Genomic DNA, 13,695 nt, shown 5'->3' on the forward strand with positions numbered 1-13,695 from the left:
CTCCCGGCCTCCCCTCCGGCGCGTCAGACGATCCCGGACGAGGACCCCTTCACCTCCGGCCGCTCCTTTGCCACCCGGTCGCGATACCCACTGGCGCGATAGGCCGCGATGGGATCATAAGCCCCGCCCTGCCGCATCCGCGCCTCGGCCAGAATGGGCGAGACGTCGGTCAGGAACCCGGCCTTCAGACAACGGTGCGCGGCCATGACGTCGTTGGCCTCCTGCGCCTCAGTCAAAGCCGCACGGTCAACAAGCGACGCCTGGATATAGGCCCGCGCGATCTCTACCGCCGAACCCATCAGGCTTTCGATCGGATCGGTCACGTTGTGGCTCTGGTCGATCATGTAGGACGGAGCAAAGCCCTTGGCACCGCGCAACTCCGCCTCGACCAGTTCGTTGAAGACCAGGAACAGGCGGAACGGGTCTACTGATCCCGAATCCAGATCGTCATCCCCATACTTGGAATCGTTGAAGTGGAACCCCGCCAGCCGCCCGACATGGACCAGCCGCGCCACGATCTGCTCGATGTTCACATTCGGCGCGTGGTGGCCGAGGTCGACCAGGCACTTGGCCTGCGGCCCCAGATGTTGCGCCGCCATCAGCGATGACCCCCAATCGCTGATGACCGTCGAATAGAAGGCCGGCTCGTACATCTTGTGTTCGATGAACATCGCCATGCCCGAAGGCAGGGCCGCATAGACCTCTTCCATCGCGGAAAGATAGTTCTCGAACATCCGCCCAAGGCTCTGCTGCCCGGCGAAGTTCGTGCCGTCGCCGATCCAGACCGTCAGAGCCGGGGCGCCCAGGGCCTTCCCGATCTCGATGCATTCTATGTTGTGCGCCACCGCCTGCGCGCGGGTATCGGAACGGGCGTTCGCCAACGACCCGTAGCGATACGACAACCGCTGATCCATCTGGTCCTGGAAGGTGTTGGAGTTCACCGCATCGAACCCCAGTCCATACTGCGCCGCCTCTTGCCGCAGCGCGTTGTAGTCGGACACCTTGTCCCACGGGATATGCGGGCTGACCGTCCGCGTCCCCCGCGTCAGCTGCTGGATCACCCCGCAATCGGCCAGCTTGTCGTGGATGTTCCGCGGCTCTCCCTTCCCTGGAAACCGCGCGAATCGCGTCCCCCCGGTCCCCACGCCCCAGGTCGGAACGGCCACCGACCAGGCCATTGCCCGCTTCACCAACGCCTCTATGTCCACCCCGCGCCGTGCGAGCTTCCGCCCCAAGGCGCCAAACTCATCCTCATGCGCCACGCGCGCCGCTTCGTTCAGCGAGCCGACCAGATCCTCGGAAACCAGCATCCCCGCCCCCTATCGCGTGAAGGACACGGCGTTGCCCGCGTCCACGTTCAGGAAATTGCCCGTCGACTTCGCCGACAGGTCGGAGGCGAAGAAGTAGACCCCCTCCGCGATATCCTCCGGGAAGACCGATCGCTGCAAGAGGCTGCGCTTTCGGTAGTGTTCTTCCAGCTCCGACACGGCGATCTTGTTCGACGCCGCGCGCTGTTCGGACCACTCGCCCTTCCAGATCTTCGACCCCCGCAGCACCGCGTCAGGGTTCACCACGTTGACCCGGATCCCCAGTGGCGCCCCTTCCAGCGCCATGCAGCGGGCGAGGTGAATCTCCGCCGCCTTGGCCGTGCAATAGGCCGATGCGCCGGGCGAGGCCGCCACCCCGTTCTTCGAAGAGATGAAGACCATCGACCCGCCGATTCCCTGAGCTTTCAGAACACGATAGCCCTCACGCCCCACGAGGAAATACCCCGTCGACAGGATGTCCATCGTCCGGTTCCACATCGCCAGCGTCGTATCCTCGACAGCCGCCGCTGACGTAATCCCCGCGTTGTTCACCAGCACATCGAGGCCGCCGTATTCGCCCACGGTATACTCCACCGCCCCGATCACGGCCGCCTCCGACGTCACGTCCATCACCACGCCGCGCACCATGTCGCTGCCATAGCGCTTGGCGAAGCCCGCCACGACCTCGTCCATCGCGGTCTGGTCGATGTCCGCAAGCACCACGTTGCAGCCCTCGCGCAAGAGCCGCTCTGCCGAGGCCGACCCGATCCCTCCTGCGCCACCGGTGATGAAGGCCACCCGGCCCGCCATCGGCTTCGGTTTCGGCATCCGCTGCAGCTTCGCCTCTTCCAGCAGCCAGTATTCGATGTCGAAAGCCTCCTGCTCCGGCAGGCCCTGATACTGGGAAACGCCCGAAGACCCCCGCATCACATTGATCGCGTTGACGTAGAACTCTGCCGAGACCCGGGCCGTCGCCTTGTCCTTGGCGAAAGAGATCATCCCCACGCCCGGCACCAGGTAGATCACCGCGTTGGGGTCGCGCATTGCCGGGGAGTTGGGGCGCTTGCAGCGGTCATAGTAGGCCGCGTAGTCCGCGCGATAGCCCGCGATCAGACCGTCCAGCGCGCCCGCATCGGCATCCGCCGGGACGACCAATGGTTTGATCTTCGTCCGCAGGAAATGGTCGGGGCAGGAGGTCCCCATCGGTGCCAGCTGGTCAAGTGAACGAGAGTTCACAAACTCCAGCACCTCCGGCGCGTCGGTGAAATGGCCGACCATATGCGCCCCGCCTGAAATGCGCCCCCGGATCAGCGGCATCAACCGCCGCGCCGTCGACTTGCGGTCGTCAGCCGGCAAAGCCGCAACCTTCTCGCCTCCAAATACCGGCCGTTTCACGTTGGCATCCAGCCAGACGGCGGCCTTGTTAATCATCTCCAGCGTGAGCAGGTAGCAGTCCTTCGCCGTCGCGCCCCAGGTGAACAGCCCATGCTGCCCCAACACCACGCCCTTCAGCTTCGGGTTCTCCTCGGCCATGCGGCCCAGCTTGATCCCGAGGTCGATCCCCGGCCGCTGCCAGGGCAGATACCCCAGCTCCCCGCCAAAGATCTCCTCCGTCAGCCGCACCTGATCCGCCGAGGCCGCAATCGCGATCACCGCGTCGGAATGGACGTGGTCGACGTGGGTATAAGGCACGAACCCATGCAGCCAAGTGTCAATGGAAGGCGCGCGGGGGTTCAGGTTGAAGATCGTGTGCCCCAGGGCCTCGACCATCGCGTCTTCCTGGTCCAGGCCCCGGTACTGCGAGCGCAGCTGCATCAGCTTGGTCATGTAGAGGGTCGCGAAGCCGTCCAGCTTCATCGACCCAATGTCCCCGCCCGAGCCCTTGACCCACAGCACCTGCACGTCCTCACCCGACAGCGGGTCCTTGTGCATGACCTTCGCGGACGTGTTCCCCCCGCCGAAGTTGGTGATTCGAAGGTCCGACCCCAGCAGGTTCGACCGGTAGAGAAGCTTCCCAGGCTCATCCAAGGTGGCGGCATAAGCGTCGTCCCACAGGGACTTGAGCGTGATTTCCTGGGTCATCGGTCCGGACTTTGGCTGAAAAAGTTGCAGCCAAGGATAGGGACGAAACGCTCACAGTCAATCACGAAACGCCATACTGCACCGCAGAGAATCTTCCGCAATGCAGCATTGCGATTGTTTGTTGACGGATATGAGCGATTCTGACAGCCTTCCCAACCATGATGCACGAACGCGAAAGATGGCAGCTGATCCTGACCCGCCTCCGGGACCGCGGCATTGTCCGCGTGGCCGACCTTGTGGGCGTCACCGGCGCCTCGGTCGCCACCCTGCGCCGCGACCTGGCGAAACTGGAGGACTCCGGCCAGCTGCGCCGCGTCCACGGGGGCGCGGAATCGGTGGCCTCTGGCCAGACCCCGCTGACCGCTCCCTCTTTCGACGCCAGCCAGACGCTCAATGCCGACCTGAAGCAAGCGGTGGCCCAGGGCGCGGCCAATCTCTGCCATGACGGCGATTCGATCATCCTGAACGCGGGCTCCACCACCTGGTTCATGGCGCAATACCTGCGCCAGCACCGGATGCAGGTCCTGACCAACTCCTTCCCCATCGCGCAGGAACTCATCGCCAACTCGATGAACCGCGTCGTCCTGCCGGGCGGCGAGCTGTATCGTGAGGCCGGGATCATCCTCTCCCCCTTCGACGAAGACGCGATCCAGCACTTCGCCGCGTCGAAGATGTTCATGTCCTGCTATTCGATCACGCCGCTCGGCATCATCGAAAGCGATCCGCTGGTGGCCCGGGCCGAAGCCAAGCTTCTGACCCGCACCGAAAACCTGATTGTCGTCGCCGACAGCTCCAAGTTCGAGGCGCGCGGCAACATGGTGGTCTGCCCCCTGTCCCGCGTCACCACGCTGGTCACCGACACGGGCGCGCCACCCCACATGCTGGACCACCTTCGACAGCTGGGCGTCGAGGTGGTCTTGATCGACGTGAAGGAAGCCAAAGTCCTGACCGCCGCCTGAGAAGGGCACGGCAGGCATAACAAACGGGAGGAGACGACTAATGATGATGAAACTTACCGGCCTTGCCTTTGCCGCAGGCCTTGCGACCCTGATGGGCTCGACCGCGATGGCCGAACCCGTCACCGCAACTCCGGGCCAGCAGGTCAATGCGGTGCTGCTGCCGAAATTCCTGGGCATCCTGCCCTTCGACCAGGCCAACCGTGGCGCACAGGAAGCCGCGGCAGAGCTCGGCTCGACCGGCACGCTGGAATTCATCGGCCCGACGCCGGAAAACTCGGCAGCCGGCCAGATCGAAATGCTGACCAACGCCACCACCCAGAAGCAGAACGTGGTCATGCTGTCGAACAACGCGGGCGACCAGATTGCGCCTGCCGCCGAGGCCGCGCAGGCCGCAGGCACCAAGGTCGTGACCTGGGACAGCCCGATCCCGAACGGCGCGGGCGAATCCTTCTTCGTGGCCCAGGTCGACTTCGGCTCGATCGGTGTCGTGATGGCCGACATGGCCTATGACCTTGCCGGTGGTTCGGGCGAATTCGCGGTCCTGTCGGCCAGCCCCGACGCCGCGAACCAGAACGCCTGGATCGACATGATGAAAGAGGCGCTGAAGGGCGACAAGTACAAGGACCTGAAGCTCGTCGACGTCGTCTATGGCAACGACCAGTCGGAAGAGTCCTACAACAAGGCCCTCGGCCTCGTCGACAAGTACCCCGACCTCAAGGTCATCATGGCCCCGACCACCGTCGGCATCGTCGCCGCGTCGAAGGCCATGCAGGACGAAGGCCTCTGCGAGAAGGTCAAGGTCTCCGGCCTCGGCCTGCCGGCGGAAATGGTCAGCTACACGATGAACGGCTGCGCCCCGCAGTTCGCGCTGTGGAGCTTCGTCGACCTCGGGTATCTCACCTACCACGCCTCCTATGCGCTGGCGACCGGCGCGATCAAGGGCGAGATCGGTGAGGAGTTCAACGCCGGCCGCATGGGCGCCTTCAAGATCGAGGAAGACCCCGGCCGTCCGGGCGCCAAGCGCGTGCTGATGGGGCCGTTCACCGTCTACACCAAGGACAACGTCGAAGCCGCCGCCAACTGACGGCTGCCTTTGCTCCCTGGGGGTCGCCACGCGCGGCCCCCTTCCCTTCATTCCCGGAACATCCCCCATGGCCCAGCCGGTCCTGGAACTTCTTGGCCTGTCCAAATCCTTCGCGGCCACCCAGGCGCTGAAGGACATGTCGCTGTCGGTCATGCCGGGCGAGGTCCATGCCATCGTCGGCGAAAACGGCGCGGGGAAGTCCACGCTCATCAAGATCATGACCGGCGTCCACCAGCCCGACACCGGCACCATCACGGTCGACGGCCAGCCCGTCACGCTCAGATCCACCCAGGCCGCACAAGACGCCGGCATCGCCGCGATCTACCAGGAGCCGATGGTCTTCCCCGACCTCAACGTCGCCGAGAACATCTTCATCTCGAACCGCGCCAAGGGCCGCATCATGCGCTGGTCCGAGATCTATGCCGAGGCCGAGGCGCTGATCGCCCCCCTCGGCGTCAAGCTTGACGTCCGCCGCGCCGCCTCGGGCCTGACGCTCGCCGAACAGCAGACGGTTGAGATCGCCCGCGCGCTGTCCCTGAAGGTCAAGGTCCTGATCATGGACGAACCCACGGCGAGCCTTTCGGCCCACGAAGTCGCCCGCCTCCTCGACATCGCCCGCGCGCTGAAGGCCCAGGGCGTTGCAGTCATCTACATCTCCCACCGCCTGGACGAGATCTTCCGCATCGCCGACCGCGTCACCGTGATCCGCGACGGCGCGCATATCTCCACCAAGCCCATCGCCGAGGTCACCGAAGACGGCCTGGTGAAGGACATGGTCGGCCGTGCGCTGGAAAGCTTCGCGGTCAAGACCGCCGCCAACCCGCATGGCGATACGCTTCTCTCCGTCAAGAACCTCACCTGCGCCGGCGTCTTCCAGAACATCACCTTCGACCTGCACAAGGGCGAGGTCCTCTGCTTCGCCGGTCTCGTCGGCGCGCGGCGCACCGATGTCGCCCTTTCCCTCTTCGGCATCGCCCCTGCGACCGAAGGCACCATCACCCTCGCCGGAAGCGAAGTCCGCATCACCACGCCGCAACAGGCGATGGACCTGGGTATCGCCTATGTCTCCGAAGACCGCCGCAAGCTCGGCCTTGCGATGCCGCTTTCCATCTTCGCCAACATCTCGCTCGCAAGCCTCAAGAAACTCCTGAAACCCTTCGGCCTCATCGACCGGCAGGCCGAGGCCGCTATGGCCGAAACCTACCGCAAACGCCTTGCCATCCGTTCCCCCGACACCCTGATCGAGGTCGGCAAACTGTCGGGCGGCAACCAGCAGAAGGTCATGCTGGCCAAGTGGCTGGAGACCAAACCCCGCGTCCTCATCTTCGACGAACCCACCCGCGGCATCGACGTCGGCGCCAAGGCCGAGGTCCACGCCATCATCCGCCAGCTCGCCAGTGAAGGCGTCGCCATCCTCGTCATCTCCTCCGACCTGCCCGAGGTCCTGGCGCTGGCCGACCGCGTCCTCGTGATGCGCGAGGGCCGCCAGGCCGGCATCCTCCCCATCGAGGACGCCACCCAGGAACGCGTCATCGCGCTCGCCGCCGGACAGGCCACCGCAGAAAGACCCGCTGCATGACCGCGCGCCCCACGACCATTTCATCTGTCGCTAAGTATCCCCGCCGGAGGCAGTCCGAGCCGGTTGCGCGCCCTTCGCGCGCAGAGGCGAGACATAAGGCTCGCGCGTCAGCGCTCATTTCGAAAACCGCCCCCACCCAAGGGGACACCGCATGACCCTCCTCACCCGCGCCTCGCCGCAGACCCTGCGCCTCGTGGCCCTCGGCCTCGCCCTTCTCGCCACGATCCTCTTCTTCGCGACGCAGATCGAGGGCTACCTGTCGCCCCGCATGTTCAACCGGATCAGCACCTCCGCCGCTGTCGTGCTGCCGATCGCGGTCGGGCAGGCCATCGTCATCATGACCCGCAACATCGACCTCTCGGCAGGCTCGATCCTCGGCGTCGTGGCCTACATGGCTGGGCAGACCCTGAACGCCATGCCCGACCTCCACCCCGTCCTCGCCGTCCTCTTCTGCATGGCGCTGGGCGCGGTCCTTGGTGCGATCAACGGCATCATCATCGCCTGGGGCCGGGTGCCTTCGATCATCGTGACCCTCGGCACGCTGGCCCTCTTCCGCAGCTTCCTCGTCGAATGGTCCGATGCCAAGACCATCACCACCGCCAGCCTGCCGCAGTGGCTCGTTGACCTCCCCTCCGCCAACGCCTTCTCCATCGGCGACCTCGACATCCGCGTGACCGTGGTCCTCGCCCTCGTCGCCGTCCTCGTCACTGGCCTCGCGCTCACCTTCTACCGCCCCGCCCGCCGCTTCTACGCCGTCGGCTCCAACCCCGACGCCGCTGTGATCGCCGGGATCAACGCCAACCGCGTCGTCTTCACCGCCTTCGTCCTGGCCGGGGCTTTCGCCGGTCTCTCCGGCTTCCTGTTCCTGGCGAAGTTCGGCAACATCACCGTCGTCGCGGGCCTCGGCTACGAGCTCAAGTCCATCGCCGCCGTCGTCGTCGGAGGTGTCTCCATCATGGGCGGCTCCGGCTCGATGATCGGCGTGCTGATGGGCGCGCTTCTCGTCGACACCATCGACAACTCGCTGACCCGCTGGGCCGTCGTCTCCGAATTCTGGCGCGACGCGCTTCTGGGGGGCCTCATCATGGCCGCCGTCACCCTCGATACGCTCGCCAGCCGCCAACTGTCCAAACTTCGCAAGGGGGGAACGCAGTGACCAAACTCCTCACCCCCTGGGAAACCGGCCTTCTCGCCGTCTTCCTTGCCACCCTTGCGCTCAACGCCAGCTTCGCGCCCGAATTCCTGACGGTGCAGAACCAGATCAACCTGTTCCAGCTGCACATCGAGAAGATCATCGTCGCGCTGATCATGACCCTCGTCATCATCAACGCCGAGATCGACCTCTCCGTCGCTTCGATCATGGGCCTCTCCGCCGCGCTCTTCGGCTATCTCGTGAACGCAGGCATGCCCGGGGGCCTCGCCTGCCTCATCTGCCTTGCCGCAGGCCTGATCGCCGGAATGGTCAACGCTGTCCTCATCGCCCGCGTCGGCATTCCGTCCCTCGTCGTGACACTGGCCATGCTGATCGGCTTCCGCGGCCTCGCCCGGGTCCTGGTCCAGGACAACTCGCTTGGGGATTTTCCGCAATGGTTCACCGATCTCGGCCAGAAGGGCCTCATCGGCCCGATCCCCCTCTCGATGATCCTGTTCGTGCTGCTCCTCATCCTCCTCGGCATGACCCTCCACCGCTCCTCCTTCGGGCGTCAGGTCATCGTCATCGGGACGAACGCCGAGGTCGCCCGCTTCTCCGGACTCAACGTCGCCAGGGTGAAGACCGTCCTCTTCCTCCTCTCCGCGCTGATTTCCGCCCTCTGCGGCCTCCTCTACGCCGCCCGCTTGGGCTCCGTCCGCGGCGACACCGCGCTGGGGTTCGAGCTTGACATCATCACGATGGTCCTCCTGGGCGGCGTCAGCATCTTCGGCGGCAAAGGCAGCATGGTGGGCGTGCTCCTGTCGATCCTGATCGTCCTCAACCTGCGGAACGGCATGGGCCTTCTGAGCATCACTGGCCACATGCAGACCGGCGTGATCGGCGTCCTCCTGATCGGCTCGGTCCTGTTGCCGAACCTGATGGCCGACCTCAAAGCCCGCAAACGAAAGGAAGCGTAATGCAACGCCACGCCTTCAAGATGCGCCTGAACCCCGGCATGGAGGCCGACTACACCCGCCGCCATGACGAGATCTGGCCGGAACTGGTGCAGCTTCTGAAGGACACCGGCATCTCGAACTACTCGATCCACCTGGACCGGGAAACGAACACCCTCTTCGGCTACCTCGAACGCCGTGACGACCATGCGATGGACGACCTGCCGAACCACCCGGTGATGAAAAAGTGGTGGTCCTACATGGGCGACATCATGGCCACGAACCCCGACGGCTCCCCCGTCGCGATCCCGCTGACCGAGACCTTCTACCTCCCCTGACCGCTCCTCGATGACTTCGTCACTCGTCGCTGCGACGAGAAGCCGAAGGCGCACGAGGAGCCGTCACCGGGCGACAGCCTCCCGCCACGCAGACACATACCCGGTCCATAGGGGATCACCTTCGGGCATCACCTCCACCGCCGGAGCCGCCTTCACCGCCAAAGGCCCTGCTAGCAGCGCCGCGCCCAAGCCCGTCCCCGCCCCCTGACCCGAGCCCTTCACAACCCGCCCCGTCGCCGTCGCCAGCATCCGCAGGAACGCCGTGTTCCCCCCGAACGCCCCCTCCACGATCACCGGCCCCTCCGCGCCCGCCAGGTCCAGACACTCCGCCCCCATCAGCGCCGCATAGAAGGACGCCGCCGCCATCCGCGCGCCGCCTTCCGGTTCTCCCCCAATCCAGCCAAACCGCTTCCCCGGAAACGGCCCCGTCTCCGGATGCAACGACGGCATCGCCATCACCCGGCCCTCCAGCACCGCGCGAAGATCCTCCGCAGACGGCTCCACAATCCGCCCCCCCATGATCTCTTCCATCTCGCGCCCCCCCATGAACCGCGCCGTCGGCACCGGCTGCCCCAGCGCATTCACGTTCACCAGCACGTCCCGCGCGGCATCCAGCTCCACCGCCCGGCCCCCCAGGGCCATCACGATCATCCAGGTCCCTGTGGACAGGACCCCACACGGAGCCTTGCCCAAATGCGGCACCAAAGACGCGTTGGAATCATGGATGCCACACAACACCGGCGTCCCCGCCGCTAACCCTGTCGCCTCGGCGACCGAAGGCAACACCGGCCCCAGCACCTCCGCCGCCTTCCGAACCGGAGGGAACAGCCCCTCCCATCCCATGCGCGTGACCAGCGACGAAAACCGCCCCTCCCACGGGTTCCACAGATCGGTATGGCAGCCCAGCGAGGTCGCCTCACTCGCCGCCACGCCGGACAGCCGGAACGCCCAATACTGCGGCAGGGTCAGCACATGCCGCACCTTCGCAAACTCCCCTGGAAACGCCCGCGCCAGCCAGAACACCTGTGCCCCAAGGTTCAGCCCCAAAGGCAGCCTAGGGGACCCCGTCTCCCCAAACCCCGGCCGCACCGTGTCATACTCGGCAGCAACCGAGTCCGGCCCCACGTGCTCATAATCCAGCATCGGCAGCGCCAGCCCGCTGTCGACATCGACCAGCACACAAGCCGCCCCATGCGTGGTAATCGACACGGCATCGACCCCCCGCTCCACCGCCAACCGTAAACCGGACAGCACGAAGCCCCACAGCATCTCCAGATCGTGATGCGGATACAGCCCGTCCCGCACCACCGCGTTCGGCGTCCGCGCCAGGACTTCCTCCACCCCTGTCGCCAGGTCCACGACCAGCACCTTGGCGTTGGTCTTGCCGATGTCCAGTACCGCGATCCGCCGCATTCCCCGTTCCCCCAACGAAAGTGCCGGGAACAGCCTATCCGACTGATTTCACAAGGGGAAGCGCCAACACAGGCAGGTGGTGACCCCGGATGGATTCGAACCATCGACCTGCCGCTTAGGAGGCGGCCGCTCTATCCCCTGAGCTACGGGGCCACGCGCGACCTGAATGCGTCGAAAGGCGCACAAAAGCAACCACTGGAAATGAAAAGGGGAGGCAAGTTTTGGCCCACTACCTCCCCCTTGGTCCGTCGTGTCCAGTTTGAGAGCTTGCAAGGACGCGCCAGATATCGCCAACCATACGGCTGTTAGCGGTAACAGTAGCAGACGAAACCGCCTTGGACAAGCCTTGTCTTTGGCGGTAACAAGGGGGACGCAGTAACGGAACCGTGCAGTTGACCAAGCCCACCCCCGACCCGCGCCACACCCTCACGCTCCGCGATGTGTCCGAAGCTTCGGGCGTCTCGGAGATGACGGTCAGCCGGGTGCTGCGGAACCGGGGCGATGTCTCGGCCCCCACCCGCGAAAAGGTGCTGGAGGCCGCCCGCGCCCTGGGCTACGTCCCGAACAAGATCGCGGGGGCCTTGGCGTCCCAGCGGGTGAACCTCGTCGGCGTCGTGATCCCCAGCCTCTCGAACATGGTCTTCCCCGAGGTGATGACCGGCATCTCCGAAACCCTGGAAGGCACTGGCCTGCAACCCGTCGTCGGCGTCACCAACTACCTACCCGACCGCGAGGAGTCGGTCATCTACGAGATGCTGTCCTGGCGGCCCTCCGGCATGATTATTGCCGGTCTCGAACACTCTGCCGCCTCGCACGCCATGCTGGCCCGCTCTGGCATCCCGATCGTGGAAATCATGGACATCGACGGCGATCCCATCGACCACGCCGTCGGCATTTCCCACCGCCGCGCCGGTCGCCAAATGGCCGAGGCGATCATCGCCGCCGGGTACCGCAACATCGCCTTCCTCGGCACCCAGATGCCGAACGACTTCCGCGCCAAGAAGCGGCTGGAAGGCTTTGAAGAGGCGCTGGCCAAAGCCGGCCTTAGCCTCGTCGACCGCGAATACTACTCGGGCGGCTCGGCCCTTCTGAAGGGGCGCGAGATGACGGCGGCCGTGCTGAACCGGACACCCGGTGTAGATTTCCTCTATTATTCCAATGACATGATCGGGGCAGGGGGGCTTCTCTACTGCCTCGACCAGGGCCTCGACGTCCCCGGCCGCATCGGCCTTGCCGGGTTCAACGGGGTCGAACTCCTCGACGGCCTGCCGCGCAAGCTTGCGACCATGGACGCCTGCCGCCTGGAAATCGGTCGCCGCTCGGCCGAGATCATCGCCGGCAAGGCCACCCAGGGCGAGAAGGTCGAACTGTTCCCGACCCTGCAGCCAGGCGACACGATTCGCCGCTGACATGCACAAGACGGCGGCATGAAGCTCCCCGAGGACCTCGTCGCCGACCTGATCCGCGCCCTGCCGCTTGCCGCGCCCATCGAGGTGGTGGACGTCGGGGCTTCGGGTCTGCCAACCAGTGAAAAGCCACCTTACGCTCCGCTTCTGGCCGCAGGCCTTGCCCGCCTGACCGGGTTCGAGCCAAACCCCGACGAACTGGCGAAACTCCCGACCTCAGCCACCCGCCGCTACCTGCCGCACGTGATCGGCGACGGCGGCCCGGCGACCCTGCACCTGACCCGCCATCCGGGCTTTGTCTCGACGCTTGCGCCCGATCCGGCCGTCACCGCCCATATCCACTCCTTCGCCGCCCTGACCGAGGTCACCGCGCGCCAACCGGTGCTGACCGTGCGGCTGGACGATCTCGCCGACCTGCCGCGCATCGACTGGTTGAAGATCGACATCCAGGGCGGCGAACTCGCGGCCTTTCGCTGCGGCCAGCAGAAACTGCAGGGCGCCCTCTGCATCCAGACCGAGGTCGCCTTCACCCCGATCTACCAGGGCCAGCCGTCTTTCGCGGATCAGGACGCACTGCTGCAGTCACTGGGCCTTCGGTTCTTTGGCTTTGCCTCGGCGCACCGCTTCCCCTTCACAGGCACACCGAACGACCTCTACTTCACCGCCAAGCGGCAGGACATCGGGCAAGTGATCGACGCGGATGCCATCTACCTGCGCGATTTCACCCGGTGGGACAGCTTGCCGGTCGAAGACCTGACGCGGCTCTTCCTGATCCTTGCGCTGTGCTACCCCGCCCTCAGCGCAACCCTGCGGCTGGCGGGGCTGCTGGTTGAGAAGGGCGCATTGTCGGACGCCCTTCGCCAGCGCCTTTTGCAAGCCGTTCGTCCCACAGCGTAGGGTGCGCTACGGCGCACCGTCGGATGGTGCGCTATAGCGCACCCTACGCGGCTGATAGGTTAACCAACGGTAAATCGCCGCGCCTAACATATTGAAATCAATCGCGGAGCAAACCCCGTCCACCGTGGACAGTTTCGAACTCGGCCCAGACGATCCCGGCCCGCCGCTGCATTTCCGGCACCCCTTTCGGATGCCCTAGGAAGCCTGCGACCGGCATCAGCTCCCAGCCCTGCCCCTCGTCCCCGAACCGGATCGCCGCGATCTCCTCCCGGGTCAGCCAGCCCCCGAAGAAGACCGACTTCTGCTCGGCATCCATCATCGAGGGGAACACCCGCCGCCAGACCAGCCGGTCCACTGACAGCCGCAGCCCGAACTCCTCCCACAGCTCTCTCAGCAGGCAGTCCTCGGCGCTTTCCGCCCCTTCGCGCCCGCCGCCCGGCAGGTCCCAAAGCCCGGGCCAGCGCAGCCCAGGCTTTTCGTCGCGCAGGTAGGTCAGGACGAAGCCGTCGCAGAACAGCGCGGCCTTGGACCCGACGAACTCCACC

12 protein-coding genes and 1 tRNA gene are annotated in these 13,695 nt (G+C 65.5%); 8 read left to right on the forward strand and 5 right to left on the reverse strand.

The features are described from left to right. Window positions 1–23: 23 nt before the first annotated feature. A complete protein-coding gene (gene rhaI / locus AC2EAL_RS05635) occupies window positions 24–1,310 on the reverse strand; it encodes an L-rhamnose catabolism isomerase (RefSeq protein WP_484723186.1) in 1,287 nt (428 codons plus the stop codon). 9 nt (window positions 1,311–1,319) lie between these two features. Then, window positions 1,320–3,389, reverse strand: coding sequence for a bifunctional rhamnulose-1-phosphate aldolase/short-chain dehydrogenase (locus AC2EAL_RS05640; RefSeq protein ID WP_484723187.1), 2,070 nt, complete (start codon window positions 3,387–3,389; stop codon window positions 1,320–1,322). Window positions 3,390–3,547: 158 nt separating this feature from the next. Between AC2EAL_RS05640 and AC2EAL_RS05645 the strand changes: the two genes are divergently transcribed. The 6 genes from AC2EAL_RS05645 to rhaM all read left to right on the forward strand — a co-directional run bounded on the left by AC2EAL_RS05645 (window position 3,548) and on the right by rhaM (window position 9,434). Then, the gene (locus AC2EAL_RS05645; protein WP_484723188.1) at window positions 3,548–4,348 is read left to right on the forward strand and encodes a DeoR/GlpR family DNA-binding transcription regulator; all 801 of its coding nucleotides are present in this window, start codon (window positions 3,548–3,550) and stop codon (window positions 4,346–4,348) included. 40 nt (window positions 4,349–4,388) lie between these two features. Further along, the gene (locus AC2EAL_RS05650) at window positions 4,389–5,432 is read left to right on the forward strand and encodes a rhamnose ABC transporter substrate-binding protein (protein WP_484723189.1); all 1,044 of its coding nucleotides are present in this window, start codon (window positions 4,389–4,391) and stop codon (window positions 5,430–5,432) included. Window positions 5,433–5,499: 67 nt separating this feature from the next. Next, on the forward strand, window positions 5,500–7,011 hold the full coding sequence (locus AC2EAL_RS05655) for a sugar ABC transporter ATP-binding protein (RefSeq protein ID WP_484723190.1): 1,512 nt from the start codon (window positions 5,500–5,502) through the stop codon (window positions 7,009–7,011). A 151-nt stretch (window positions 7,012–7,162) separates the two neighbouring features. Beyond that, window positions 7,163–8,167, forward strand: coding sequence for an ABC transporter permease (locus AC2EAL_RS05660; RefSeq protein ID WP_484723191.1), 1,005 nt, complete (start codon window positions 7,163–7,165; stop codon window positions 8,165–8,167). Continuing rightward, window positions 8,164–9,120: an ABC transporter permease gene (locus AC2EAL_RS05665; RefSeq protein WP_484723192.1), complete on the forward strand. Its 957-nt coding sequence runs from the start codon at window positions 8,164–8,166 to the stop codon at window positions 9,118–9,120. Before AC2EAL_RS05660 ends, AC2EAL_RS05665 begins: the two co-directional genes overlap by 4 nt. Then, the gene (gene rhaM, locus AC2EAL_RS05670; protein ID WP_484723193.1) at window positions 9,120–9,434 is read left to right on the forward strand and encodes an L-rhamnose mutarotase; all 315 of its coding nucleotides are present in this window, start codon (window positions 9,120–9,122) and stop codon (window positions 9,432–9,434) included. The genes AC2EAL_RS05665 and rhaM overlap by 1 nt, the downstream gene beginning before the upstream one ends. 63 nt (window positions 9,435–9,497) lie before the next feature. Here the strand turns inward: rhaM and AC2EAL_RS05675 are convergent, their stop codons facing one another. Beyond that, window positions 9,498–10,847, reverse strand: a complete 1,350-nt coding sequence (locus tag AC2EAL_RS05675; RefSeq protein WP_484723194.1) for an FGGY-family carbohydrate kinase — start codon at window positions 10,845–10,847, stop codon at window positions 9,498–9,500. A gap of 77 nt (window positions 10,848–10,924) precedes the next feature. Continuing rightward, window positions 10,925–11,000, reverse strand: a tRNA-Arg gene (locus tag AC2EAL_RS05680). A 239-nt stretch (window positions 11,001–11,239) separates the two neighbouring features. On the opposite strand from AC2EAL_RS05680, the gene AC2EAL_RS05685 reads away from it, so the two are divergent. After that, window positions 11,240–12,256 carry a LacI family DNA-binding transcriptional regulator gene (locus tag AC2EAL_RS05685; RefSeq protein ID WP_484723195.1) on the forward strand — a complete coding sequence of 339 codons (1,017 nt, stop codon included), beginning with the start codon at window positions 11,240–11,242 and terminating at the stop codon, window positions 12,254–12,256. Window positions 12,257–12,274: 18 nt separating this feature from the next. After that, window positions 12,275–13,150 carry an FkbM family methyltransferase gene (locus tag AC2EAL_RS05690; protein ID WP_484723196.1) on the forward strand — a complete coding sequence of 292 codons (876 nt, stop codon included), beginning with the start codon at window positions 12,275–12,277 and terminating at the stop codon, window positions 13,148–13,150. 97 nt (window positions 13,151–13,247) lie between these two features. Here AC2EAL_RS05690 and AC2EAL_RS05695 read toward each other — a convergent pair whose 3' ends face one another. Beyond that, window positions 13,248–13,694, reverse strand: a complete 447-nt coding sequence (locus AC2EAL_RS05695; protein ID WP_484723197.1) for an NUDIX hydrolase — start codon at window positions 13,692–13,694, stop codon at window positions 13,248–13,250. Between the last annotated feature and the right edge of the window lies 1 nt (window position 13,695).

The organism is Tabrizicola sp. T74 (genome assembly GCF_057219935.1).

Bases quoted from the DNA above. Each gene is read 5' to 3' on its own strand.
- rhaI (WP_484723186.1), bottom strand. From the start codon at position 1,310: ATGCTGGTTTCCGAGGATCTGGTCGGCTCGCTGAACGAAGCGGCGCGC.
- AC2EAL_RS05640 (WP_484723187.1), bottom strand. From the start codon at position 3,389: ATGACCCAGGAAATCACGCTCAAGTCCCTGTGGGACGACGCTTATGCC.
- AC2EAL_RS05645 (WP_484723188.1), top strand. From the start codon at position 3,548: ATGATGCACGAACGCGAAAGATGGCAGCTGATCCTGACCCGCCTCCGG.
- AC2EAL_RS05650 (WP_484723189.1), top strand. From the start codon at position 4,389: ATGATGATGAAACTTACCGGCCTTGCCTTTGCCGCAGGCCTTGCGACC.
- AC2EAL_RS05655 (WP_484723190.1), top strand. From the start codon at position 5,500: ATGGCCCAGCCGGTCCTGGAACTTCTTGGCCTGTCCAAATCCTTCGCG.
- AC2EAL_RS05660 (WP_484723191.1), top strand. From the start codon at position 7,163: ATGACCCTCCTCACCCGCGCCTCGCCGCAGACCCTGCGCCTCGTGGCC.
- rhaM (WP_484723193.1), top strand. From the start codon at position 9,120: ATGCAACGCCACGCCTTCAAGATGCGCCTGAACCCCGGCATGGAGGCC.
- AC2EAL_RS05675 (WP_484723194.1), bottom strand. From the start codon at position 10,847: ATGCGGCGGATCGCGGTACTGGACATCGGCAAGACCAACGCCAAGGTG.
- AC2EAL_RS05690 (WP_484723196.1), top strand. From the start codon at position 12,275: ATGAAGCTCCCCGAGGACCTCGTCGCCGACCTGATCCGCGCCCTGCCG.